24 protein-coding genes and 1 tRNA gene are annotated in these 26184 nt (G+C 39.4%); 20 read left to right on the plus strand and 5 right to left on the minus strand.

The window, feature by feature from the left end; genetic code table 11:
• The 12 genes from AC07M3_RS09025 to AC07M3_RS09080 all read left to right on the plus strand — a co-directional run.
• The coding region (locus AC07M3_RS09025) for an EF-Tu C-terminal domain-related protein (protein WP_445585612.1) at positions 1-77 on the plus strand (77 nt) is incomplete at its 5' end.
• Positions 78-137: 60 nt separating this feature from the next.
• Positions 138-213: transfer RNA gene (locus AC07M3_RS09030), tRNA-Trp, on the plus strand.
• Between the two features lie 75 nt (positions 214-288).
• Positions 289-729, plus strand: a complete 441-nt coding sequence (gene secE / locus AC07M3_RS09035; RefSeq protein ID WP_133747509.1) for a preprotein translocase subunit SecE — start codon at positions 289-291, stop codon at positions 727-729.
• A 7-nt stretch (positions 730-736) separates the two neighbouring features.
• Positions 737-1270, plus strand: a complete 534-nt coding sequence (gene nusG, locus AC07M3_RS09040) for a transcription termination/antitermination protein NusG (RefSeq protein ID WP_003654499.1) — start codon at positions 737-739, stop codon at positions 1268-1270.
• Between the two features lie 109 nt (positions 1271-1379).
• Complete coding sequence (gene rplK, locus AC07M3_RS09045; protein WP_003654500.1) at positions 1380-1808, plus strand: 50S ribosomal protein L11; 429 nt, start codon at positions 1380-1382, stop codon at positions 1806-1808.
• Positions 1809-1811: 3 nt separating this feature from the next.
• Positions 1812-2507 (plus strand): 50S ribosomal protein L1, encoded by a 696-nt coding sequence (gene rplA, locus AC07M3_RS09050; RefSeq protein WP_003654501.1) that lies wholly within the window; start codon positions 1812-1814, stop codon positions 2505-2507.
• A 315-nt stretch (positions 2508-2822) separates the two neighbouring features.
• A complete protein-coding gene (rplJ, locus tag AC07M3_RS09055) occupies positions 2823-3329 on the plus strand; it encodes a 50S ribosomal protein L10 (protein WP_005037259.1) in 507 nt (168 codons plus the stop codon).
• A gap of 48 nt (positions 3330-3377) precedes the next feature.
• Positions 3378-3743 carry a 50S ribosomal protein L7/L12 gene (gene rplL / locus AC07M3_RS09060; RefSeq protein ID WP_005037257.1) on the plus strand — a complete coding sequence of 122 codons (366 nt, stop codon included), beginning with the start codon at positions 3378-3380 and terminating at the stop codon, positions 3741-3743.
• 305 nt (positions 3744-4048) lie between these two features.
• A complete protein-coding gene (rpoB, locus tag AC07M3_RS09065) occupies positions 4049-8137 on the plus strand; it encodes a DNA-directed RNA polymerase subunit beta (RefSeq protein ID WP_199989963.1) in 4089 nt (1362 codons plus the stop codon).
• Between the two features lie 86 nt (positions 8138-8223).
• Positions 8224-12417 (plus strand): DNA-directed RNA polymerase subunit beta', encoded by a 4194-nt coding sequence (gene rpoC, locus AC07M3_RS09070; RefSeq protein ID WP_017391399.1) that lies wholly within the window; start codon positions 8224-8226, stop codon positions 12415-12417.
• A 170-nt stretch (positions 12418-12587) separates the two neighbouring features.
• Complete coding sequence (locus tag AC07M3_RS09075; RefSeq protein WP_045436740.1) at positions 12588-12953, plus strand: hypothetical protein; 366 nt, start codon at positions 12588-12590, stop codon at positions 12951-12953.
• A 217-nt stretch (positions 12954-13170) separates the two neighbouring features.
• Complete coding sequence (locus AC07M3_RS09080; RefSeq protein WP_003654509.1) at positions 13171-13527, plus strand: hypothetical protein; 357 nt, start codon at positions 13171-13173, stop codon at positions 13525-13527.
• Positions 13528-13573: 46 nt separating this feature from the next.
• Here AC07M3_RS09080 and AC07M3_RS09085 read toward each other — a convergent pair whose 3' ends face one another.
• On the minus strand, positions 13574-14059 hold the full coding sequence (locus AC07M3_RS09085) for a DUF4442 domain-containing protein (RefSeq protein WP_005045166.1): 486 nt from the start codon (positions 14057-14059) through the stop codon (positions 13574-13576).
• Between the two features lie 117 nt (positions 14060-14176).
• Here AC07M3_RS09085 and AC07M3_RS09090 point away from each other — a divergent pair, with 117 nt between their 5' ends.
• The 5 genes from AC07M3_RS09090 (at position 14177) to htpG (ending at position 20063) form a co-directional block, all read left to right on the plus strand.
• Entirely contained in the window at positions 14177-15055 is an 879-nt protein-coding gene (locus tag AC07M3_RS09090; RefSeq protein ID WP_307012067.1) for an alpha/beta fold hydrolase, read from the plus strand.
• A gap of 101 nt (positions 15056-15156) precedes the next feature.
• Entirely contained in the window at positions 15157-16581 is a 1425-nt protein-coding gene (locus AC07M3_RS09095) for a Na+/H+ antiporter family protein (RefSeq protein WP_133747512.1), read from the plus strand.
• 328 nt (positions 16582-16909) lie between these two features.
• Entirely contained in the window at positions 16910-17500 is a 591-nt protein-coding gene (locus AC07M3_RS09100; protein WP_494567122.1) for an OmpW/AlkL family protein, read from the plus strand.
• Between the two features lie 187 nt (positions 17501-17687).
• Positions 17688-18041, plus strand: a complete 354-nt coding sequence (locus tag AC07M3_RS09105; protein WP_281836811.1) for a lysozyme inhibitor LprI family protein — start codon at positions 17688-17690, stop codon at positions 18039-18041.
• Positions 18042-18143: 102 nt separating this feature from the next.
• Positions 18144-20063 carry a molecular chaperone HtpG gene (gene htpG / locus AC07M3_RS09110; RefSeq protein WP_307012061.1) on the plus strand — a complete coding sequence of 640 codons (1920 nt, stop codon included), beginning with the start codon at positions 18144-18146 and terminating at the stop codon, positions 20061-20063.
• Between the two features lie 83 nt (positions 20064-20146).
• Here the strand turns inward: htpG and AC07M3_RS09115 are convergent, their stop codons facing one another.
• The 3 genes from AC07M3_RS09115 to AC07M3_RS09125 all read right to left on the minus strand — a co-directional run bounded on the left by AC07M3_RS09115 (position 20147) and on the right by AC07M3_RS09125 (position 23377).
• Positions 20147-21049, minus strand: coding sequence for a selenocysteine synthase (locus AC07M3_RS09115; protein WP_494567123.1), 903 nt, complete (start codon positions 21047-21049; stop codon positions 20147-20149).
• A gap of 124 nt (positions 21050-21173) precedes the next feature.
• Positions 21174-22316 carry a hypothetical protein gene (locus AC07M3_RS09120; RefSeq protein ID WP_494567124.1) on the minus strand — a complete coding sequence of 381 codons (1143 nt, stop codon included), beginning with the start codon at positions 22314-22316 and terminating at the stop codon, positions 21174-21176.
• A 359-nt stretch (positions 22317-22675) separates the two neighbouring features.
• Positions 22676-23377, minus strand: coding sequence for a DsbA family oxidoreductase (locus AC07M3_RS09125; RefSeq protein WP_494567125.1), 702 nt, complete (start codon positions 23375-23377; stop codon positions 22676-22678).
• Positions 23378-23555: 178 nt separating this feature from the next.
• On the opposite strand from AC07M3_RS09125, the gene AC07M3_RS09130 reads away from it, so the two are divergent.
• Entirely contained in the window at positions 23556-24314 is a 759-nt protein-coding gene (locus AC07M3_RS09130) for a hypothetical protein (RefSeq protein WP_494567126.1), read from the plus strand.
• Between the two features lie 21 nt (positions 24315-24335).
• Here AC07M3_RS09130 and AC07M3_RS09135 read toward each other — a convergent pair whose 3' ends face one another.
• Positions 24336-24701 carry a MerR family transcriptional regulator gene (locus AC07M3_RS09135; protein WP_494567127.1) on the minus strand — a complete coding sequence of 122 codons (366 nt, stop codon included), beginning with the start codon at positions 24699-24701 and terminating at the stop codon, positions 24336-24338.
• Between the two features lie 70 nt (positions 24702-24771).
• Here AC07M3_RS09135 and AC07M3_RS09140 point away from each other — a divergent pair, with 70 nt between their 5' ends.
• Both AC07M3_RS09140 and AC07M3_RS09145 read left to right on the plus strand, forming a co-directional pair.
• Positions 24772-25419: an RBBP9/YdeN family alpha/beta hydrolase gene (locus tag AC07M3_RS09140; protein ID WP_494567128.1), complete on the plus strand. Its 648-nt coding sequence runs from the start codon at positions 24772-24774 to the stop codon at positions 25417-25419.
• A gap of 243 nt (positions 25420-25662) precedes the next feature.
• Complete coding sequence (locus tag AC07M3_RS09145; RefSeq protein WP_494567129.1) at positions 25663-26154, plus strand: hypothetical protein; 492 nt, start codon at positions 25663-25665, stop codon at positions 26152-26154.
• Positions 26155-26184: the final 30 nt, after the last annotated feature.

Consider the following 26184-nt stretch of genomic DNA (forward strand, 5'->3'; position numbering starts at 1 on the left):
ACCCAGGTCTACGTTTTGCGATCCGTGAAGGTGGTCGTACTGTAGGTGCTGGTGTTGTTGCGAAAGTAACTGCATAAGCATAATATAGTGACGGATTACGTCTCAGGTTGAGGGCTTTGGCTCTCAACTTGCATTATAGGTCAGTAGTTCAATTGGTAGAGCGTCGGTCTCCAAAACCGAATGTTGGGGGTTCGAGTCCCTCCTGGCCTGCCATATTTTCAAATAAAAAGCTTGATGCTGGCTTAGTTGTTCATATAATAAGTCGCGAGTTCTACGACGAGTACAAAAATGTCGAATGATAAATCGCGTGACGCATTGAGCGACGCGCCAATTCCTCAAAGAAATAATTCTGCTGAAGTTGTTCGTTCTGGTTCGCCTCTAGATATTGTTCTATGGGTGATTGCGATTGCATTATTGGTTTTAGCTGTTATGGCGAATCAGTATTTGCCAGCGCATTGGGCACCTGCAAACAATATTTGGGTGCGCGTTGGGGCAATTTTTGCTTGTGTCGTTGTGGCTTTAGGTTTATTATACGCCACCCATCAAGGTAAAGGCTTCGTTCGTTTGCTAAAAGATGCACGAGTCGAATTGCGTCGAGTAACTTGGCCAACAAAACAAGAAACAGTCACTACATCGTGGCAGGTTCTATTGGTTGTAGTTGTTGCATCATTGGTTTTATGGTGTTTTGACTATGGTTTGGGTTGGTTAATTAAGTTGATTATCGGGTAAAAGAGCTATGAAACGTTGGTACATTATTCATGCCTACTCTGGCTATGAAAAACAAGTGTTACGTTCACTTACAGAACGAATCCAGCGTAGCGCTGTTGCTGATAGCTTTGGTGATGTCCTTGTTCCTACCGAAGAAGTGGTAGAAATGAAGGATGGTAAGAAACGTAAATCTGAGCGCAAATTCTTTCCTGGCTATGTGTTAGTCGAAATGGAAATGAATGATGATACTTGGCATATCGTTAAAGAATGTCCAAAGGTTCTAGGTTTTATCGGTGGTACACCTGAAAAACCAGCACCAATCACTCAGCGTGAAGCGGATGCGATTCTTGCGCGTGTACGTAATACTGGTGAAGCACCACGTCCTAAGACGATGTTTGAGCCAGGCGAAGAATTACTTGTTATTGACGGTCCATTCACAGACTTTAAAGGTGTTGTGGAAGAAGTTCAATACGAGAAGTCACGTTTAACGTTGACGATTAACGTATTTAATCGACCAACTCAGGTTGAACTCGAATTTCGCCAAGTCGAAAAAACGATTTAATCTTAATTGGTTGAAAAACGCCCGATTTTATCGGGCATTGTTGTTGTAATAAAAGTGTAGCGTAAACATTGGGGAGCCTAGCGGCGTTTGTACCCAGAGGTATTTTAAAATGGCTAAGAAGATTGACGGCTATATCAAGCTGCAAGTTCCAGCTGGTAAAGCAAATCCATCTCCACCAATTGGTCCTGCATTAGGTCAACGTGGCGTAAACATCATGGCATTCTGTAAAGAATTCAATGCTGCTACACAAAAAGTTGAACAAGGTCTTCCAATTCCTGTAGTGATTACTGTGTACAACGACAAGTCGTTCACATTCATCATGAAAACTCCACCAGCTTCTATTCTTCTTAAGAAAGCTGCTGGTATCCAAAAAGGTTCACCTGTACCAAACAAAACTAAAGTTGGTAAGTTGACTCGTGCTCAGTTAGAAGAAATTGCGACTACTAAAGAACCAGATTTAACTGGTGCTGATTTAGACGCACGTGTACGTACCATCGCTGGTTCTGCGCGTTCTATGGGCTTGGAAGTGGAGCTATAAGACATGGCAAAGTTAACTAAACGTCAAAAAGCCATTGCTGCTGCTGTTGAAGCAAACAAAGTTTACACTTTGGAAGAAGCGGTTCAAGTTCTTAACAGCTTACCTGCTGCGAAGTTCAAAGAATCTTTAGATGTAGCTGTAAACCTTGGTGTAGACCCGCGTAAATCTGATCAGGTTGTTCGTGGTGCGACTACATTGCCTGCTGGTACTGGTAAAACTGTACGTGTAGCGGTATTTGCTCAAGGCGCGCAAGCAGAAGCTGCTAAAGAAGCTGGTGCAGACATCGTAGGTTTTGATGACCTTGCTGAAAGCATCCAAGGTGGAAACCTTAACTTTGATGTTGTAATCGCTGCTCCTGACGCTATGCGTGTTGTTGGTAAGCTCGGTACAATCCTTGGTCCACGTGGTTTAATGCCAAACCCTAAAGTTGGTACTGTAACTCCTGATGTAGCGAATGCTGTTAAAAACGCTAAATCTGGTCAGGCTCGTTACCGTGTAGACAAAGCGGGTATTATCCATGCTGCGATCGGTCAGTTAGGCTTTGATGCTGCTGCTATTCGTCAAAACGTTGAAACCTTAGTTGCTGACTTGAAAAAGTTAAAACCTGCAACTTCTAAAGGTGTATACATCAAAAAGATCACTTTGAGCTCAACTATGGGTCCTGGTCTTACTGTTGATGTAAGCAACGTTTCTAACTAAGTTTAAAACTTAGTCAAGAATTTTAAAGTCCTGATTGAGGGCAGGGTGTAAAAAGTCATAGATTTTTTACACTCATTCAAAGTAATGCTTTGTTTCCTCACTCATCAGGCGGACTTTGAATTGATAAATGTAAATTTATCAGCGTCAAAGACCACAGGCGAAGAGACTTCTTTTGAATATCTTCTTAATAGCCCAGCCTGCGTAGACGCGGTGGTGTGATTTATTCCTCCTCCGCGTGTAAGTCAAATCTTTGTTGACTTGCGAATTGGGAGTGTACTTTTTTGAGTACATAAATCACCGTTAGGAGGTTTTACAATGGCTCTTCTTATTGAAAGCAAAAAACAGATCGTTGCTGAAGTGGCTCAAACTGCTTCTACAGCGTTCGCTGCCGTTGTTGCTGACTATCAAGGTTTAACTGTTGAGCAATTAACTGCTCTTCGTGTTGAAGCTCGTAAACTAGGTGTTGCTACACGTGTTGTACGTAATACTTTGGCTAAACGTGCTCTTCAAGATACGCAATTTGCAATCTTGAATGACAACCTTGTTGGCCCAACAATCTTAGCATTCTCAACTTCTGAAGACGATATGGGTGCAGCTGCACGCTTGTTTGAAGAATTTGCTAAAACTAACAAAGCATTTGAATTAAAAGCTGCTGCATTTGACGGCAAACTTTATCAAGGTGCTGAAGTTAGCGTTATCGCAAACCTTCCAAACCAAGAAAAAGCGCTTACTATGCTCGCATCTGTTCTTCAAGCTCCTATTTCGAAATTGGGTCGCTTACTTACAGCGCTTCAAGAGAAAAACGAGTCAGAAGCTGCTTAAGCTTAAATCTACTTCCACACCATTCAATACCCATTTGGAGTTAATCTCATGGCTTTAACAAACGAAGAAATCCTAAACGCAGTTGCTGAAAAAACTGTTCTTGAACTTGTTGAACTTATTTCTGCTTTTGAAGAAAAATTCAACGTATCTGCTGCTGCTGTAGCTGTAGCTGCTGCTCCTGCTGCTGCTGCTGCTGAAGAACAATCTGAATTCAACGTTGAGTTGACTTCTTTTGGTGCTAACAAAGTAGCTGTAATTAAAGCAGTTCGTGAAGCAACTGGCCTTGGTCTTAAAGAAGCTAAAGACCTAGTTGAAGGTGCTCCTCAAGTTCTTAAAGAAGGCGTTTCTAAAGAAGAAGGCGAAGAACTTAAGAAGAAACTTGAAGAAGCTGGTGCTACAGTTACACTTAAGTAATTGTAAAAGGAGTCGGTTTTTAAATCGGCTCCATAAAATGGCTGATGGCTCTTGGGTCATCAGCCTTTTTGCGTTACAATAATCGGCTCGATTTTTGTTTGTTCTGTACAATAATTGTCGTGTTTTAGAATAATCAGAGTAATTTCAAATGTTTACCAATATTTTTCTTTTTAAAAAATATTGTTAAGCGTTTTAATACCACTAAAAATTGCAGCATTTGTAAACAGTGGTGGCCATATCGGCCTGTGTAATTCCTTCTGAGCCCGTTCTGCAGGCGGGCTTGGTTTACTTTCCGAGGACTCCAGATGGCATACTCATATACCGAAAAGAAACGGATCCGTAAGAATTTTGGTAAATTGCCCCAAGTAATGGAAGCACCGTACTTACTTTCGATCCAGGTCGATTCGTATAGAACGTTCTTGCAAGGTGGCAAATCTCCAAAAAACCGCGAAGATATCGGTCTCCAAGCCGCATTTCGTTCAGTTTTCCCTATAGAAAGTTATTCTGGCAATGCTGCTTTAGAATTTGTTGAGTATAGCCTTGGTAAGCCTGAGTTTGATGTGCGTGAATGTATTTTACGTGGTTCGACTTATGCGGCACCAATGCGCGTAAAAATTCGTTTGATTATTAAAGATCGCGAAACTAAATCTATTAAAGACGTACGTGAACAAGAAGTCTACATGGGTGAAATGCCACTCATGACAGACAATGGTACCTTTGTGATCAATGGTACTGAGCGTGTAATCGTATCTCAATTACACCGTTCACCTGGTGTGTTCTTTGATCACGATAAAGGCAAAACACATTCAAGTGGTAAAGTACTTTATTCTGCACGTATTATTCCTTACCGTGGTTCATGGTTAGATTTCGAATTTGATGCAAAAGATTTAGTTTATGTACGTATTGACCGTCGTCGTAAATTATTAGCAACTGTTGTGTTGCGTGCATTGGGTTATAACAATGAACAAATTTTGAATTTGTTCTATGAAAAAGTGCCTGTATATCTTGATATGGGTAGCTATCAAATTGACCTCGTTCCAGATCGTCTGCGTGGCGAAATGGCGCAATTTGATATTGCAGACAATGATGGCAAAATCATTGTTGAGCAAGGTAAACGTATTAATGCACGTCACGTACGTCAAATGGAAGCTTCTGGTTTAGCTAAGCTATCAGTTCCTGATGAGTACCTGTATGAGCGTATCACTGCTGAAGATATTACTTTACGTAATGGTGATGTGATTGCTGCAAATACATTGTTAAGCCATGAAGTTATGGTGAAACTGGCAGAAGGCGGTGTTAAACAGTTCAATATCTTGTTTACGAACGATATTGACCGTGGTTCATTTGTTGCTGACTCATTACGTGCTGACACAACATCTGGTCGTGAAGAAGCATTAGTTGAAATCTATAAAGTAATGCGTCCAGGCGAGCCACCAACAAAAGAAGCTGCTGAAAACTTATTTAATAACTTATTCTTCTCTTCTGAACGTTATGACTTATCTCCAGTAGGTCGTATGAAATTCAACCGTCGTTTGGGTCGCCCATACGAAGTTGGTACTGACCAGAAGTCACGTGAAGTAGAAGGTATTTTATCGCACGAAGATATCATCGATGTATTACGTACATTAGTTGAAATCCGTAACGGTAAAGGTGAAGTCGATGATATCGATCACTTAGGTAACCGTCGTGTACGTTCTGTTGGTGAAATGACTGAAAACCAATTCCGTGTTGGTTTGGTTCGTGTTGAACGTGCTGTTAAAGAACGTTTAAGCCAAGCAGAAACAGATAATTTATCTCCGCAAGATCTCATTAACGCAAAACCAGTTGCAGCTGCAATCAAAGAATTCTTTGGTTCGAGCCAATTGTCTCAGTTTATGGATCAAAACAACCCATTATCTGAGATTACACATAAACGTCGTGTTTCAGCGCTTGGGCCTGGTGGTTTAACGCGTGAACGTGCGGGCTTTGAAGTACGTGACGTACATCAAACTCACTATGGTCGTGTATGTCCAATTGAAACGCCGGAAGGTCCAAACATTGGTTTGATCAACTCGCTTTCTGTGTATGCAAAAGCAAATGATTTTGGTTTCTTGGAAACACCTTACCGTAAAGTGGTAGATGGCCGAGTAACTGATGCTGTTGAATACCTTTCTGCTATTGAAGAAGTAGGTACTGTTATTGCACAGGCCGATTCTGCGATAGATAAAGATGGTAACTTAACAGAAGATTTTGTTTCTGTTCGTCACCAAGGTGACTTTGTACGTATGCCACCTGAAAAAGTGACGCATATGGATGTATCTGCACAGCAGGTTGTATCTGTAGCTGCATCACTTATTCCATTCCTTGAACACGATGACGCGAACCGTGCATTGATGGGTTCAAACATGCAACGTCAGGCAGTTCCTACTCTACGTGCGGATAAACCGCTTGTAGGTACAGGTATGGAAGCGAACGTTGCACGTGACTCGGGCGTATGTGTGATCGCGAACCGTGGTGGTGCGATTGAATATGTAGATGCTTCTCGTATCGTTATTCGTGTAAACGAAGATGAAATGATTGCAGGTGAGGCTGGTGTAGATATTTACAACCTCATTAAATATACACGTTCTAACCAAAACACTTGTATCAACCAAAATATTATCGTGAATTTGGGTGACAAAGTTGCTCGCGGTGACATTCTGGCAGACGGTCCGTCAACAGATATGGGTGAGCTTGCGCTTGGTCAAAACATGCGTGTAGCGTTCATGACGTGGAATGGTTACAACTACGAAGACTCGATCTTATTATCTGAGCGTGTACTTCAAGAAGACCGTTTAACTTCTATTCATATTCAAGAATTATCATGTGTAGCGCGTGATACTAAGTTAGGTGCGGAAGAAATTACTGCTGATATTCCTAACGTAGGTGAAGCTGCACTTTCTAAACTTGATGAGTCAGGTATCGTTTATATCGGTGCGGAAGTTACTGCTGGTGACATCCTTGTTGGTAAAGTAACGCCTAAAGGTGAAACTCAGTTAACTCCTGAAGAAAAATTGCTTCGTGCAATCTTTGGTGAGAAAGCAGCTGACGTTAAAGACTCATCTTTACGTGTTCCATCTGGTACTAAAGGTACAGTTATCGATGTTCAAGTCTTCACTCGTGATGGCTTAGAGAAAGATGACCGTGCGATGGCAATTGAAAAAGCACAGCTTGACGCTTACCGTAAAGACTTGAAAGAAGAATACAAGATCTTTGAAGAAGCAGCTCGTGAGCGTGTAATTCGTTTGCTTAACGGCCAAGAGTCTAACGGTGGTGGTTCGACTAAACGTGGCGACAAGCTCGTTGCAGATATGTTGTCTGGTTTAGAACTTGTTGACTTACTTGAAATCCAACCTACAGACGAAGCAATTGCTGAACGTTTATCTCAAATTCAAGTGTTCTTGAAAGAGAAGAGCGCAGAAATTGATGAGAAGTTTGCAGAGAAGAAACGTAAGCTTTCAACTGGTGATGAGTTAACAACTGGCGTTCTGAAAGTTGTTAAGGTTTACCTAGCAGTTAAACGTCGTATTCAGCCTGGTGATAAAATGGCTGGTCGTCACGGTAACAAAGGTGTTGTATCTAACATTTTACCTGTTGAAGACATGCCACACGATGCTAACGGTGTGCCGGTAGATATCGTATTGAACCCATTGGGTGTACCATCTCGTATGAACGTGGGTCAGATTCTTGAGACTCACTTGGGTATGGCAGCTAAAGGGCTTGGTGATAAAATCGAAAAAATGTTGAAAGAACAGCGCACAGTTTTAGAACTTCGCGAATTCTTAGACAAGATTTATAACAAAGTCGGCGGCGAGCAAGAAGATCTTGATAGCTTAACTGATGCTGAAGTCTTAGCACTTTCAGGCAACTTGCGTGCTGGTGTGCCTTTGGCTACTCCTGTATTTGATGGTGCTGAAGAAAGTCAAATTAAAGACTTACTTGAATTAGCTGATATTTCGCGTACTGGTCAAACAGTATTGTTTGATGGTCGTACGGGTGAACAGTTTGATCGTCCTGTAACTGTAGGTTACATGTACATGCTCAAATTGAACCACTTGGTTGATGACAAAATGCATGCGCGTTCAACTGGTTCTTACTCACTTGTTACACAACAACCGCTTGGTGGTAAAGCACAGTTCGGTGGTCAGCGTTTCGGTGAGATGGAGGTCTGGGCACTCGAAGCTTACGGCGCAGCATATACACTTCAAGAGATGTTAACTGTTAAGTCGGATGACGTTGAAGGTCGTACACGCATCTATAAGAATATTGTAGATGGCAACCATTATATGGATCCGGGTATGCCTGAATCGTTCAACGTATTGACCAAAGAGATCCGTTCTTTAGGTATCAACATTGAACTGAAAAATGGTGACTAAGTCGTAAGACTCACGATTTTTTAGGAAAAAACAATATTTGTGACCCAGTCGGGTAAGCGTTGCTTCCCGACACACGGAGAAAAAAATTGAAAGACTTGCTCGATATCATGCGTAAGAAAACGGACTCAGATGGTCATGCACCAATTGAGTTTGACCGTATCCGTATTGGTCTTGCGTCACCAGAAATGATTAAGTCATGGTCTCATGGTGAAGTTAAAAAACCCGAGACAATTAACTACCGTACTTTCAAACCAGAACGTGACGGTTTGTTCTGTGCCAAAATTTTTGGTCCAGTAAAAGATTACGAATGCTTGTGTGGTAAATACAAGCGTATGAAATACAAAGGCGTCATTTGTGAAAAATGTGGCGTTGAAGTAACTACAGCGAAAGTTCGTCGTGAACGTATGGGTCACATTGAACTTGCTTCTCCAGTTGCACATATCTGGTTCTTAAAATCGTTACCATCTCGTATCGGTTTATTACTTGATATGACGCTTCGTGATATCGAACGTGTATTGTATTTCGAATCATACGTTGTAACTGACCCAGGTATGACTCCGTTTGAAAAGTATCAACTTTTAACAGACGAAGAATACTTCAATGCACTTGAAGAGCACGGTGATGAATTCACTGCAAAAATGGGTGCAGAAGCGATTCAGGACTTATTAAAAGATATCGATCTTGAAGCTGAAATCGCACGTTTACGTGAAGAAATTCCTCAAACAACTTCTGAAACGAAGTTGAAAAAAGCGTCTAAACGCTTGAAATTGATGGAAGCATTCAACGATTCAAACAATAAGCCAGAATGGATGGTGATGAATGTACTTCCGGTACTTCCACCTGATTTACGTCCATTAGTTCCACTTGAAGGTGGTCGTTTCGCGACTTCTGACTTGAACGATTTATATCGTCGTGTCATTAACCGTAACAACCGTTTGAAGCGTCTTCTTGATCTTGCAGCACCAGACATTATCGTACGTAACGAAAAACGTATGTTACAAGAGTCTGTAGATGCATTACTTGATAACGGTCGTCGTGGTCGTGCAATTACTGGTTCTAACAAACGTCCATTAAAATCTTTGGCAGATATGATCAAAGGTAAACAAGGTCGTTTCCGTCAGAACTTACTTGGTAAGCGTGTTGACTATTCTGGTCGTTCGGTAATTACTGTAGGTCCTACTTTACGTCTTCACCAATGTGGTCTTCCGAAGAAAATGGCACTTGAATTATTCAAGCCATTCATTTTCGCGAAACTACAAGCTTCAGGTCAGGCAACAACCATTAAAGCTGCGAAAAAAATGGTTGAGCGTGAGACTCCAGAAGTTTGGGACGTTCTTGCTTCTGTAATTCGTCAACATCCAGTAATGTTGAACCGTGCGCCAACACTTCACCGTTTAGGTCTTCAAGCATTTGAACCTATTCTTATTGAAGGTAAGGCCATCCGTCTTCACCCACTCGTTTGTGCTGCGTTTAACGCCGACTTCGATGGTGACCAAATGGCGGTACACGTTCCATTGACACTTGAAGCACAGTTAGAAGCTCGTGCATTGATGATGTCAACAAACAACATCTTGTCACCAGCAAATGGTGAGCCGATCATCGTTCCTTCTCAGGACGTTGTCTTGGGTCTTTACTACATCACACGTGATGCAGTAAATGCTAAAGGCGAAGGCATGGTGTTTGCTGATACTCACGAAGTAAACCGTGCACTTGCAACTGGTCAGGTTGCGATTCATGCTCGTGTTAAAGTACGTGTGCATCAAACTGTTATCAATGAAGATGGTGAACGTGAACACGGCACTATTATTGTTGAGACAACACCAGGTCGTTGTTTGCTTTGGGAAGTTGTTCCACAAGGCTTAAGCTTTGACATGATCAACCTTGAGATGACTAAAAAGAATATCTCAAAGTTAATCAACTCTTGTTACCGTAAACTTGGTTTGAAAGATACAGTTATCTTTGCTGACCAATTAATGTACTTGGGCTTCCGTCAAGCGACTCGTTCAGGTGTATCTGTAGGTATGGAAGACATGTTAATTCCACCTACTAAGCACACAATTATTGATAAAGCAGAAACAGAAGTTCGTGAAATCGAACAACAGTTCGAACAAGGTTTCGTAACTGCTGGTGAGCGTTATAACAAAGTTGTCGATATCTGGGCGCGTACAAACGACCAAGTTGCTAAAGCAATGATGGATAACTTGTCTTATACCGTTGTGAAAAACAAACAAGGTGAAGACGAGAAGCAAAAATCATTCAACAGCATCTATATGATGTCTGACTCTGGTGCCCGTGGTAGTGCGGCACAGATTCGTCAGCTTGCTGGTATGCGTGGCTTGATGGCAAAACCGGACGGTTCGATTATCGAAACGCCGATTAAAGCGAACTTCCGTGAAGGTTTGACAGTACTTCAGTACTTCATTTCAACACACGGTGCGCGTAAAGGTTTGGCCGATACAGCATTAAAAACTGCGAACTCTGGTTATTTGACACGTCGTCTTGTAGACGTAGCACAAGATTTGGTAATTACTGAGCCTGACTGTGGTACAGCGGGTGGTTTAGTAATGACTCCATTCATTCAAGGTGGTGATGTAATCGAACCATTACGTGACCGTGTATTAGGTCGTGTAACTGCTGAAGATGTACGTCGTGCATCTGATGATGAAGTTGTATTACCTCGCGGTACGTTAATTGACGAAAAAATCGCAGCTCATCTTGAAGAAGCGGGTGTGGATGAAGTCAAAGTACGTTCAGTAATTGCTTGTGAATCTGCTTTTGGTGTATGTGCTAGATGTTATGGCCGTGACCTTGCACGTGGTCACTTGGTTAACCCAGGTGAATCAGTAGGTGTAATGGCAGCACAGTCTATTGGTGAACCAGGTACACAGTTAACGATGCGTACGTTCCACGTTGGTGGTGCTGCGAGCCGAACTTCTGCTGCAAACAGTGTTCAAGTACGTAACAAAGGTACTGTACGTTTCCATAACGTGAAAACTGTACAGCATGCAAAAGGTCACTTGGTTTCAGTTTCTCGTTCAGGTGAAATTGGTATTGCCGATGATTTAGGTCGTGAACGCGAGCGCTATAAACTTCCTTACGGTGCAAGCATCTTGTTGAAAGATGGTGAATCTGTAGAAGCTGGCGGTATTGTGGCGACTTGGGATCCGCATACGCATCCACTTGTTACAGAAGTTGCTGGTAAAGCACGTTTCAGCCAAATCGCTGATGGTGTAACTGCAACATCAAAAACTGATGATGCAACTGGTATGACTACCGTTGAAATCTTGCCTGTAACAGCTCGTCCTGCTTCTGGTAAAGATTTACGTCCTGCAATCGTGTTGGATACAACAGATGGCGGCGAACAGTTCTACTTCTTGCCACAAAACACAATCGTAACTGTTCGCGATGGCGAAACGATTGGTGTGGGTGACGTTATTGGTCGTGTACCACAAGAAACATCACGTACTCGTGATATTACCGGTGGTCTTCCGCGTGTAGCTGACTTGTTCGAAGCACGTAAGCCGAAAGAACATGCAATTCTTGCTGAAGTTTCAGGTGTTGTAAGCTTCGGTAAAGAGACTAAGGGTAAAAACCGTCTGGTAATTAGCCCTGATGATGGTTCTGAGATCTACGAAGAGTTGATTCCAAAATGGCGTCAAATCAACGTGTTCGAAGGCGAGCATGTGAACCGTGGTGAAACTGTTTCTGACGGTCCACAAAACCCGCATGACATCTTACGTTTGAAAGGTGAAGTTGCATTAACTAACTACATCGTGAACGAAGTTCAAGACGTATACCGTCTCCAAGGTGTAAAAATCAACGACAAACATATTGAAGTTATCGTACGTCAAATGTTGCGTAAAGTTGATATCACCGATGGTGGCGATACAAGCTTCATCAAAGGCGAGCAAGTGGATTACATCCGCGTTGTTCAAGAGAACCAAGCTGTCTTGGCTCAGAACAAGTTCCCTGCGAAGTTCGAACGTCTATTGATGGGTATCACTAAAGCATCGCTTTCTACTGACTCGTTCATCTCTGCTGCATCGTTCCAGGAAACAACTCGTGTGTTAACTGAAGCGGCTGTAACAGGTAAAGAAGATGATTTACGTGGCTTGAAAGAAAACGTTGTAGTAGGTCGCTTGATTCCAGCTGGTACTGGTCTTGCATACCACCTAGAACGTCGTCGTCAAGAAGCAGAAGCTGCTGAACATGAGCTTCACAATGACTTCAGCGAAGTAGACCAAGCATTCAGCCAAGCATTAAACTCAGAACAATTCTAAGTTTAGACTGGCAATAAAAAAGGCACCTAAGGGTGCCTTTTTTATTTATAACAATTAAAAGTGGTAATTACAAAAACATATTGAAGAGCCATTATTTCATTACTTAAGCGGGATAAACCCTCCACAAAAACGTATTAGGCTACATCCTTATGAAGACTGGAGTAAATCTAATGAAAAAAATGATGATGATTGTTAGTGTTGGCCTGATGTCAACAACTTTGTTTGTTGGTTGTCAAAATGCAAGCCCAGAAAGTAAACGTATTGGTTCAGCTGCGATTGGCGGTGGTGCAGGTGGTGCTGTCGGAAAACATGTGGGCGGTAATATTGGTGCCGGTTTAGGAGCGGCACTTGGTGCAGGGGTTGCAGCTAATGCAAAAGGGTCTAACAGTAAAACAGTACGTAATAGTGCAATTGGTGCCGGTGTGGGTGCCGTGTTAGGTGGCGCAATCATTGGTGGTGATACTGGTGCTGCTGCAGGCGGAGCACTAGGTGGTAGTGCTGGCGCAGCTTATGAAGAGAAGAAAGGGAAGTACTAAAAGTACACTTAATAATGTTTAAACCTTAGAAGTCTTTATCTTATTAGAGACTTCTTTTTTATGCCTTTTTTATAATTAAAATTTCAATGAGTAGGTATAAAAGGAAGAGCTTTACAAAATATCAATCGATTAGGACAGACGAATAACACAATCTGATCAAATTCCTCATAAAAGAGGATTATGCTTTTTATTAGAACAGATAATAGTGAGTATGGTCATGAAAAAAACAATTGGATTAGTTTCTGCTGTGATGCTGTCTACGCTTATGTTTACAGGTTGTCAAAATATGAGTCCATCTGACCAGCGTATTGGTGCAGCAGCAGCAGGTGGTGCACTAGGTGGTGGCTTAGGTAACCATGTAGGTGGCGGTGTTGGTGCAGGTTTAGGTGCAGCAGTAGGTGCTGGTGTTGGTTCAAATACCCAAGGCGGTAGTAAGCAAACCACGACTAAGAGCGCGATCGGAGCGGGTATTGGTTCTGTAGTAGGTAAAGCAATATTGGGTGGTGACTCTGGTGCTGCAATTGGCGGTGCGATTGGTGGTGGTGCTGGTGCAGCGATTGAAGAGAAAAAATAAAAATTTAGCACATTAATAAAAATAAGCGCTTATTCAGCGCTTATTTTTATTGTTGAAAGGGTTTTGCTTTTTTACGTCTGATATAAAGCGTTTTTTGAACTTCAGCAATTCTTACTCCAGTTTCATCAAAAATGTTTAAATGATAGGTTCTTAAAACAGGTTCGAAGTTGTCGGCAAGTTCACGAATTTGCTCAATTTCAGCCAAGTCGACTCGAATATCTGCATGCACAGTGCTTCGACCAGGGGAAAGAAAATTAATCTCAGCAGCTTTATCCCAAACAATATATTTTGATCCGAGATGATGCAGCAGAATCATCATATAAAATGGATCAACCATTGAATAAATACTGCCCCCGAAATGCGTTCCAACCAAATTTTGGTTTTTCCAAGTCAGAGGCATTTTTACTCGTACATGACAAAGTTCTAAATTCATGATTTCAATATAAATCCCTGCTCCCCGATAAGGTGGGTAGTGATTAAATAGAAATTTTGAAATCGTAGGATTGTTCTGAAGTCTTCTTAAAATAGCCATAATAGTCAATTTTTTTTATTGAAACAGTATTCATACTAGATAAGTATCATCTTTTTTATATTGATGGCAATGCTCTATCCGACTAACGACATGATCGATTGAAAAACAAGATAGGAAATGATTATGCAGCCAAAAGTTCATACAGTAACAACAAGTGACCAACAAACGCTTTGTGCCAAGACATGGGGCGACGAAAAAAATACACCGTTGGTTTTAGTACATGGTTATCCTGACAATCAAGAAGTATGGGAATCCATCATTGAATATTTAATCAATGACTTCTACATTGTCACCTATGATGTACGTGGGGCGGGTTTGTCTTCTATACCAAAACGTATACGTGATTACCGTTTGGAGCGTTTATCTCTAGACTTACAAGAAGTCGTTGATGAATTATTACTAAATCGTCAATTTCATATGGCTGCGCACGATTGGGGTTCGATCCAGTCTTGGGAGTCGGCAACAGAGCCTAAATTTAAAGGGCGTTTATTGTCATATACAACAATTTCTGGACCATGTCTTGATCATGCAGCTTTATTTTTGCGTGATAAATTTAAATCTTCACCAGGTCAAATCTTAAAAATATTAACCAAATCTTGGTATATCGGTGCATTCCATCTTCCGTTGCTAGCACCAACAGTGTGGTCTCTTTTTAGCCCTGAAAAATGGGGGAAAGTTCTGACTCAGCTGGAGAGGAAAAGTAATTTACCTTTAAATAATAATATTAGTGCTGATGGTAAATATGGCATTAATTTATATCGTGCCAATTTTATTCCTCGTTTAACTGGCCCACGTCAACGTTATGCGCAATGTCCAGTTAAAGCGGTTATTTTAAAATATGATACTTTTGTGAGCCCTGAATATATCACTGAGGCTATGCCAAAGTGGGTAGAAAAATTTGAATATGTAGAGCTTGAAGCAAATCACTGGGCAATTCTGAGTGAGCCTGCGAAAATTGCAGATCATATTCGTCAGTTTATTAAGGCTCAAGCTTAATGATTGAGTGACTGCATAAAACAGTTAATTCGGCGATATTTTCGGCTTCATAGATCTGAATCTGATAGAATATCGCCTTTTGTTTTGCTCTGAATTTATTCATGAATGCTGTCGTTATTGCGATTGCAGTGATGTTTTTATTATCACTGGCACGCGTTTCTGTCGTACTGACTTTAGTGGTTTCTGCCATTGTAGGCGGCCTCGTAGCAGGTTTAAGCCTTTCTCAAACCGTTGATGCCTTTAACGCTGGTCTTGGTGATGGTGCTGAAGTCGCACTTGCCTATGCAGTGCTAGGAGCATTCGCTCTAGCACTTTCAAAATCTGGTTTACCTGATTTACTTGCTCATAAACTTATTGGTTTGTTAGGAATGGAAGCGGGAAAAAGCCGTCAAACTAAAGTGAAATATCTACTATTAGGTATTTTACTTATTTCAGCTATTTTCTCTCAGAACCTTATTCCGGTTCATATTGCCTTTATTCCTGTACTCGTTCCGCCATTATTACGGGTAATGAACCATTTAAAGTTAGACCGTAGAGCCGCAGCCTGTGTGCTTACTCTAGGTTTAGTCGGAACTTATATTTTCCTTCCAGTTGGGTTTGGTGCAATTTTCCTTGAACAAATTTTGATGGGAAATATCAACAAGGTCGGTGCGGCGTACGGCTTGCATGTAGAGCGTGGGATGATGTCAATTGGCATGGCCATTCCAGTTTTAGGAATGGTTTTAGGTACTTTGGTTGCTGTATTTATTAGCTACCGGAAGCCAAGGATTTATGCCGATCGCGCTATTACGCCAACCACAACGATTGATTTAGATAAGCCTCTTCGTGCAACTAATCAAGTCGAAACAGCTGACTTAAAAGCAGATGCTGAAGAGTTAAAGCATGAGGCAGAGCAGGCACCAGTGATTGCGAAGAAAACCATTTTTATGGCACTTCTTGCAATCGGTCTGACACTCGCTGCACAGCTCTATTCCGGTTCAATGATTTTGGGTGGTTTAGTCGGTTTTGCTGTTCTATCTACTGCTGGAATTTTTAAGTGGCAAGATGCAGATGATGTCTTTGTACAAGGCATGCGGATGATGGCTCTAGTGGGTTTCATTATGATTTCCGCTGCGGGCTTCGCATCAGTGATGACCCATACGGGAGATATTAATCAGCTAGTGAACGGTGTAGTCGATATTATCGGAGATAACCGAGCACTTGCTGCTTTCTTAATGCTATGCATTGGTTTATTTGTCACAATTGGTATTGGTTCATCTTTCTCAAGTGTACCTGTACTTGCTGTCATTTATGTACCTTTATGCGTACAGTTTGGATTTTCACCATTAGCGACTATTGCTCTTATTGGGACAGCCGCAGCATTAGGTGATGCAGGTTCACCAGCTTCTGATTCAACCTTAGGACCAACAGCTGGTTTAGGTGTAGATGGGCAACATGATCATATTTGGGATACGGTTGTACCTACATTTATTCATTTTAATATTCCGCTATTAATTTTTGGCTGGATTGCTGCAATGGTTTTATAAATTTTTATAAAATATTGAATGATTAACCTTCTTAATGATGATCTTTAGATTTAAATTACGAAGGTTTTTTATTAACTAAATAAAAGATGTATTTAAAATAAATTATATTAAAATACTCAGAATTAAAAAGTATATTAAAATGGTTGGTAATATAAAATAATCTTGATTAATAAGGTTGGTTTTAAAACCAATTAAAATAGTTGGTTAATATATAATTTTATTTAAAACAGTTATTTAAAAATAAACGATAAAATAATTTTATAATGAGTATTGCATGATTTTAAAATACATGTTTATTATAAATATAAATAAGTTTGGAGATATTAAAGTGTTCAAAAAAGTTTTGGTTGTTGCATTAATGGGGATGTCTTCTTTTACTTTCGCTGGTAACTGGCAAGTGAAATTTGGTGGTAGTGTTATCGCTCCTTCGGAAGACACAACAACTCCTTTGGGTGTGGTAAAAGCAGATAATGAATATGCATTTACGCCATCAGTAGAATACTTTTTTGGCCAATCTCCATTTTCCGCAGAGTTATTATTAGCAACACCTATTAATCATGATGTTTTGTTAGATGGAAACAAGGTAGCGCGTATTAAACAGTTACCGCCAACGATTACTGCCAAATACCATTTTAAAAACTCGACACGTTTCACACCATATATTGGTGTTGGTGCTACAGCATTTATTCCTTGGGATGAAGAAGGGGTAGCGGTAAAAGTTAAAGAAGATTTTGGTGTAGCAGGACAAGTTGGTTTTAATTTTCAGCCTGCTGATGCTAAAAACTGGGGAGTATTTGTAGATGTTCGTTATATGGATATTAGTCCTGAAGTAACAATTGATCCTTCAGTTGCTAATTATAAGTTTGATTTAGATATTAATCCGTTTGTTTACACTTTAGGTTATAGCTATAAATTTTAAGCATAATAATAAATAGAACAATATAATAATAAACCTAGACTCAGGCACCTCACATATATTTTATGTGAGGTTTTTTTATGAGTTTTACTTGCACTAAAAAAAGCATAAAACAGACAGTTTTCTACACATCTTATGCATATTTTTTTCTAAACTAATTTTTATTCATTACAAACATGGGAATAAAATCATGAATAACAAATTAGCGATGTGTTTGGCTCTTTTTAGTGGTATTGCTTTTACACAGAGTTTGCAAGCAGCAAGTTTCTCGTGTGATGCTGCAAAAACGAAAACGGAAAAAAGTATTTGTAAAAACCGTTCCTTAAATGATGCAGATGTAAAAATGGCAACAACCTATCAAATTGTTCTGCATGCTTTACCAATGGGCGGACGTGATAATCAAAAAGATGCTCAGCAGCAATGGCTGAAAAAAAGAAATGCTTGTGCGGCTGGTGTAAGTTGTATTGCTAAAGCTTATCAACAACGTCAAAAGCAGTTAGACACAATATTGCAAGATAGAGTGCTAAGCCATGGTCCATTTTAATTAGAGTAAAAATTTTTAATATTCAGGATTGAAAAATTCTAGAAGTACTCCATTCATAAAGCATTCGAGAACAAACAGACTTCAAAATTTAAGGAGTGATTTATGAGTGAACAAGCATCACAAAATTATAGTTTCCAAGCGGAAGTTGCACAGCTTTTACATTTAGTGACGCATTCTCTCTATTCTAACCCTGAGATTTTCTTACGCGAGCTTATCTCTAATGCATCAGATGCATGTGATAAGTTGCGCTTTGAAGGAATTAATCATCCTGAATATTATGAAAATGATCCAGATTTACATGTACGAGTCATTTTAAATAAAGAAGATAAAACGTTAACGATTTCTGATAACGGTATTGGCTTAAACCAGCAAGAAGCGATTGATAACTTAGGTACGATTGCAAAATCGGGTACTAAAGATTTCATGTCAAAATTGACTGGTGATCAAAAAGCAGATGCTCAGTTGATTGGTCAGTTTGGTGTGGGTTTTTACTCAGGTTTTATTGTTGCCGATAAAATTACAGTGGAATCACGCCGTGCAGGTCTAGATGCATCTGAAGGGGTGCGTTGGATTAGTGGTGGTACAGGCGAGTTTGAAGTTCAGCAAATTGATAAGGCTTCACGTGGTACTGACATCATTCTTCACTTGCGTGATGACGCACTTGATTATTTAGAGTCTTATAAAGTTAAGCAGATTATTAATAAATACTCTGATCACATTAGCTTGCCAATTGAAATGGAAAAAGAAGTTTGGCAAGAGGAAGAAGCTGCTGAAGGTGAAGAGTCTAAAGGCGGTCAAATGGTCAAAACTGGCGAGTGGGAAGCGATTAACTCGGCAAGTGCGTTATGGACACGCAACAAGAGTGAAGTGACTGAAGAGCAATATGTTGAGTTCTACAAAAATTTAACTCACGACTTTGAAGCGCCATTGGCTTGGGCGCATAACCGAGTTGAAGGTAGCACCGAATATACCCAATTACTTTATATTCCAAGTAAAGCACCGCATGACATTTTTACTCGTGAAGCAAAAGCGGGCATTAAGCTTTATGTAAAACGCGTCTTTATTATGGATGATGCAGATAATTTAATTCCAAATTATCTACGTTTTGTTCAAGGTGTGGTGGATAGTGCTGACTTACCGCTTAATGTAAGCCGTGAGTTGCTACAAGAAAGTCGTGATGTAAAAACGATTCGTGAAGGTAATGCACGCCGTGTATTAACTGTGCTTGATGGTTTGGCTAAATCGGAAGATGAAAAAGACCAAGAAAAATTCAAGACCTTCTATAGTGAGTTTGGCTCAGTTATTAAAGAAGGCTTGGGCGAAGACTTTGGTAACCGCGAACGTATTTTAAAATTATTACGTTACGCGACTTCAACAAATGATGAAGTGACGACTTCTTTCGCTGACTATAAGGCACGTATGAAAGAGGGCCAAAAAGCCATCTATTATGTGACTGCTGACAGTTTAGCGGCAGCGAAAAACTCGCCACAGCTTGAGTTGTTCAAGAAAAAAGGCATTGAAGTCTTATTAATGGCAGAGCGTGTTGACGAATGGGCAATGAACTTTGTTCAAGAGTTTGAAGGTACGCCATTAAAGAATGTCTCTAAAGGCGCGGTTGATTTAGGTGACTTGCAAGATGCTGAAGAGAAAAAAGCACTTGAGCAAGCAGCTGAACAGTTCAAACCTGTTGTTGATAAGCTAAGTGATTCATTGAAAGCGAAAACCAAAGAAGTACGCGTAACTACGCGTCTGGTCGACTCTCCTGCGTGTTTAGTAACAAGTGAAGGTGAGTTATCACCTCAACTTATTCGTATGTTAAAACAAGCGGGGCAAGAAGTTCCTGAAATCAAACCAATTTTAGAAATTAACCCTGAGCATCCATTAGTGAAAAAACTTGAAGGTTCAGAACATTTTGATGATTTGGCAAATGTGATTTTCGATCAGGCCGTTATTGCTGAAGGTGGTTTACCAGAAGACCCAGCAGCTTATGTAAAACGTATTAATAGCTTGTTGCTGAAATAATTCAGTATAAAAAAAAGCCTCTGAACCTTCAGGGGCTTTTTTGTGGATAAAGAAAAAGTTATCCACAATTTGGTAATTTCTGACTAAAAATTAGCTTCTAGATTCATTTGAACGCTGAGTTGATGTCTCGGATCATCATCAATATGGTTAAAAAAGTTAAGGTCATTTTGCATAAAAAGCCAATTTCGCCACACAGGCTGGCGCCATGAAATATAAGGTCCCCAGCTATTTAGTCGCATATCATTTTTGGTATATACACCACCACTATAGACACCGTAAGTAAGATGATTATCCTTTAAAAATTGATATTGCTGGAAAGTCCAATTTCCCCAGTTGTAATCTTCATTTTCACTCTTATTTACATTAAATTTATTAGAAAATAATGTGTTATCTTGCATTTTCTGCGTTAGGTTGAGAGTGGTTTCAGTATAGTGCCGGCTGGTCGAACCGTAACGAAAGACCTGTTCAGTATCCAAACTAATGTTATGTCTTAAGTTCCACTTTTTCTTTGCCAAAAATTGTACATAGACATCATTTTCTGAGTTTGAACCTAGATCAAGATTATTTTCAAAAGGCATCCAGGTTGAAATGGTGGCCCAGCTTGCACTGAGTGGATTAGTTGGTGCAGCTTGATTTGATGAAGCCTTCTTCTTTTTCTTACCCAAGGCTTTATAAGGGTGTTCAGGCTGGGTTGCACGCTTCCATAATGTATCATTTCCAAATACAGCCATAAGTTCTTGAATTAAAGCTACATCGGGTAAACCATTATTTGTCTCTATTTCACAAGGAGAGAGTGCAAATGGCAGAGACAGTCTGTTTGTTTTGCTGAGTTGGTTCGACGAGTAGGAATGTCGTCTTGAACGTTGGTGCTTTATAGAACTGTAAAAAAATTGAGTATGCGGAAGTAAAGCCAATACGCCCAGACTATAAATACAAACTAAGACAGTTGATCTGTAGTGAAATGAAAAAGAAGAGAATTGATTCATCGTTCAGAATAAAAAAGAATCAAAAATTAGAATAATATTTTAAGAGGCTAAGCTTAAATTTTTATTTAAAAGTGTTTTATTATTCATCACCTTGAATGAAGTTTCCAAGGTGATGTTTACAGGCTTAAAAAAGTGCTTCTAGACGTAAGAATGTGCTGACGAAATGATTGCGATCTTCGCGGTGGTCATTAAAGTAATTTACATCTCCCTGAACAAAGAACCATTCACGTAAAACGGGTTGACGCCATGAAACAAAAGGCCCCCAACTATTTAAACGTAAGTCATTGTCGTTGTAATAACCGCTGGTATAAATACCATAGTTAAAACGGTTATTTGCAAAGAAATTATGCTCGCGGAAAGTCCGGTTTTCCCAAGCTAGATCATCATCTTGATCGTCGGCATAGGTCAGGCTGAACTGATTCGATAAAATTGGTTGATTTGGTCTGGCATGTGTAAGTTCAAGATTGGTACGTAAATAGTTTTCGCTGTCTATGCCATAACGATAAATTTGCTCAGCATAAAATTTAAAATCATTACGTAATTGCCAATCTCTCGATGCTTTTAAACGAACGTAAATATCATCTCCAGAACGAATACCTAAGTCAGCATCTGTTTCAAAAGGCAATTTTTTCGAGAAATCTGACCAACGTAAAGCAATAGAACTGTTGTCATCTCGAGTTTGTTTACCATCTAATTTCTTATTTGAATCTTGATTCGGGTTCTGGTTAATATTGGCTGGGCTATTATCAAATTCGTTATCTAAAGAGTCATCACCAAATACCACGCTTAGACGTTTTTCTAGAGTAGGTAGCTTAATCCTACCGCGAATTCTGGGCTTAATTTCAAAGTTATCGTATTCATTCCAATAGTTATCGACCATTACGCGAATAGTTGCTGTTGCAGGTTTCTTTGGATCGACTTCACCAAACCAGTTGTCAATTTTTTCAGAAGTACGATCGGCCCAATTACGAATGTTCTTTTGTTTACGGTCAACCCATGTCTGATCTTCTGTTTGTTCAGTAGGTGGAACAATAGGTTGATTAGACTGCTCTGGAAAAATGGTGGGGGTCGCATCTACCCAGCGCGGAATCTGATCTAGAAGATTTTCATCTGTTGTGGCTTCTGTTTGTACTCCAGAGCTTGAACCTTCGACCATTTGAGTTGAAGAAGTATGAGTTGCCTCTGCATGAGTTATGCACACCGAACCGAACCCAAGCGTTAAAAGTGCAAAAAGCTGCCGATAAGGAATTACGTAAAATGTTTTCATATCTATCTTTATGTTTTGTTGTTGTTTCCACTTTTGTTGATTTTTCTAATAAAATCAAGAGGGCGACACAAAAGTTAAGTAAATTTAACTTTTCTTACATATTTGAAATAAATTAAAAAGTTTAAGCTAGTAGCGCTTTTTTTTAACCAAAAAAATCCCCCAGTTAAGGGGGATTATAGATCAAGGAAACTTCAAATTCCGATCATTAAACACATAAAAAACAGAACATTACAGCGCGAATATTCTAAGCGGCAATGATAAACTGATTTTAAACAATTAGATAGTTCTTTTTTTAGAACGCTCTATTGCTAAAATGGTGATAAAACATACGATTTAATCACACTTTTAATTGTGCTGATTTATTTCTGTGGAATATCACATGATTCATCATTACAAACAGCCGCATCATCCTGTTCAACTTCTTCAGCATTTGCTTTGAGCTGTGCTTGCTCTAAGACGTTTAAAAAAACTTCACGTGGTTGAGCACCTGCAAGCGCAATTCTTTGATCAAATACAAAAAATGGCACGCCAGTAACATTTAACTGCTCTTTCGCAATTTTTTCGTCATGACGAACAAAGTCAGATAGTTCATTTGTATCTAATACAAATTCAACTTCGGCATTATCAAGACCAATACGAGAAGCGATTTCTTCAACAACCTCACGTTCACCAATTGCCAGACCTTCGGTCATATAAGCATGGAAAAAAGCTTCTTTTGCTTGGTTGCCTAGGCCTTTGCTTTGTGCAAGGTGAATAATGCGGTGTGCATTGAAACTATTGCCAGAGTTAGCCTTTTGCCATTGGAAATCAATACCTTCAGAGGCAGCCATGGCCGCAATATTTCGCTCCATTTCTTCCATCTCTTCATAGGTACGGCCGTATTTTTTAGCCAAACGCTCTGTATTTGATGTGTCATGCTTTGCTGGCGCATCAGGATCTAATTCAAAGCTATGCCAGTGAATTTCAAGATCAATACCTGCTTCAGCAGCTACATGTTCAAGGCGTTTTTTTCCGATATAACAGAAAGGACAAACTACATCAGACCAGACATCAACACGCATGGGAGAATCTCATAAATTTTAATTACCCATCATAATAGGGATGATGTCCAAGGATTTAAAGCTTTGAATAGCGAATAGAGTGTTGCGTATTGTGAAATAAATGGCATATAAAGAAGATATAAGCTCTATTTCATAACTATAAAGAGCAAAACTATAAGAAGGGAAATAGGAGGTGTGTATGCGCCGAGTTTTGATTGCAATTGCAAGTCTGGTTGTTATCACGAGTATTATTTTTTTCACCTATCAACATATCAAACAGCAACAGGCCAAAGACAGTAGCCAAATGTTTGATGTGGTCATGACTGAAAAAATGAACCAGCTTTATGACCAAGCACAAGACTGGTCTAAACCCATCCAACTCGATATTCACGATAAACGTTTGGCAGGTCACTATAAGCAAATTTCAGAATTTCTCTTAAGTTATTGGATTCAAAATATAAATGCACGTAATGAATATTTAAGAGAATTAAAAGCAGCAAAGTGGGATACTTTTTTAAATGTTGATCGTTTAGATCTTGATAAAAAACAGAAGTATGTGGAAACAGAAAAAATGTTAGGCGATGTTCGTACGGCTTCAGATAAATATCAAACTCAATATGAAAAAATTCATAAAACTTTCTTAGCAAAAGTTCAGGAATTATCTGTGGATGCAGAGATGAGGCAACTGCTGGAAATGAAATTGGGGTCTCAACAAAAGGCTGATCAAGATCACGCAATTTTTATGATTGAACTACAAATTTTAGATAAAGCAGAAGAAATGTTTAAACTTCTAAAAAACTATCCATGGCAAAAGAAAGACCAGATGATTCTTTTTCATGAAAATGCTCAGGTCAAAAAATTTAACCAGCTTTACCAAGATGTTTTAAAGCTGAATGCAAAAGTTGAAAAAATTAAGAAAAGGAACGTAGCTGCATTAGAGGGAGATTTAAAAGAATAAATTGAACGTGAGCATCAAAATTTATGGATTGGTGCTCTCAGCTTTCCCTTTACTTAAAAAAGATTGTAATAAACTTTGAGAAGATTGTAGTTTGATTAACTGCTGGGACACGTGCATGAGCTCAGTTTGCAGCTTTTCTTGAACTACTGAACATAGCGTAAATACGCGTTCATCTAAATCAAAACAAGGCAACAAAGCCTGAATGTCTTTTAGATTCATTCCCGCATCATTTAATATTTTAATTTTCTTAATATTTTCAATATCTTTTTGCGTATAACTTCGATAGTTATTGCTTGTTCGATGAGGCTGTATAAGCCCTAAACTCTCATAATAACGCAGCATACGAGGGCTTACTTTTGTGAGTTCGGCAACTTTGGCAAGGTTCATAAAATAGGGTTGACCTTAACAGTGGTGTCATATTTAGCATGTTTGTATCTTTCAAAATGGTACTTGTTTCATGATCAGAAAACTCATTTTATTGGTGTTATTCGGCTTCATGTCATTTGTTACAAATGCCAAAACAATTGAACTTCGGGAGAACAACATGCGTCAAATATTTGTACTTCATGGTTATTCAGCTTCTATAGATGATCACTGGTTTTTAGACCTAAAACATCAAATAGAAGATGAACATACAACCGTTACTTTAATTCCATTTCCAGATTCTGAACATCCAGATGTAGATGCGTGGCAGAAAGTTTTAGATCAACAGATCCCTAGTGTGGATGAAAATACCTATTTTGTTGCACACAGTTTAGGGGTAATTACGTTGCTGCACTTTTTACAAAGACATGATTACCAGAATGTTGGTGGAATGATTTTAGTATCTGGATTTTCTGGAACTATTTCAGATTTTTCTCCACTCGATGCTTATATAACAAAAAGCAAAGTCGATACGAAATACTTTAAGGACATAAAGAAAAAGCTTGTGTATTTGTCTGATAATGATGATTTGGTTCCACCAAAACTTACGATTCAATTGGCTAAAGAAATTGATGCGCCGTACATTACAGTACCAAATGGCGGGCATTTTTTAGGAAGGGAAGGTTATACGACGTTTCCACAAGTCGTGAATTCTTTAAAAGAGATGTTAGAGAGCAAATAAAATTTATAAGATAAATCGCACTCTATAGTCTGAACACTTTTGTTCAAGTTATAGAGTGCTTTATAGGATGCAGTTTTAATAAATAGAAGAACCGTACTATTACATTAAAAAATTTAATTATATTTACCGTTTATCTGAGCATTACTGAATCAAATTCGACTTTGTTGTAGCCTATTTATAGATACTTTTAATTTAATCATCATCTTTTAATTTGAATAGGGTGACTGATTTTTGGAGCAAGTTATGAACTTTCTAAAACAATCAGCTTTGATTGCTGCATTTGCTTTTATGGGGTTGCCGACTGTTCAAGCTGAAGAGGTCGCTACTTTACCAACAATTCGCGTTATGGCTGAATCTGAGCTGCGTGAAGAGGTAGGATTTGTACCCTTCCAAGAAGATAAAAAAGTGCGTCAGGCTATGCAACACCGTGAGTATAAAACTCATAATGATATACAGAATGCTTTAGTCCCTGAAGGCATGACTACAGTAGATTATCAGCCAGTTATGGCACAACCAGATTTGTCTCAACTTTCTCCATTCTTACAACAATACATTTTAGCGGTAGCAGGTGGAATACAGTCTTCTGATCCAACCAATGGTATCTTTGAAATGTTAAGAGATTTGAATATTAATCGAAGTAATGTCGACGCTTATCGTGAGGGTACGATGAAAGTGAATATTCAAGATATTAGAGATTTACAGCAGAAAATTAAAGATGGTCTTCAAGGCCATTAAAAAAATCCCCGCATTGAGCGGGGATTTTCT

The sequence above is a fragment of the Acinetobacter sp. GW821-FHT09D10 genome (genome assembly GCF_059416285.1).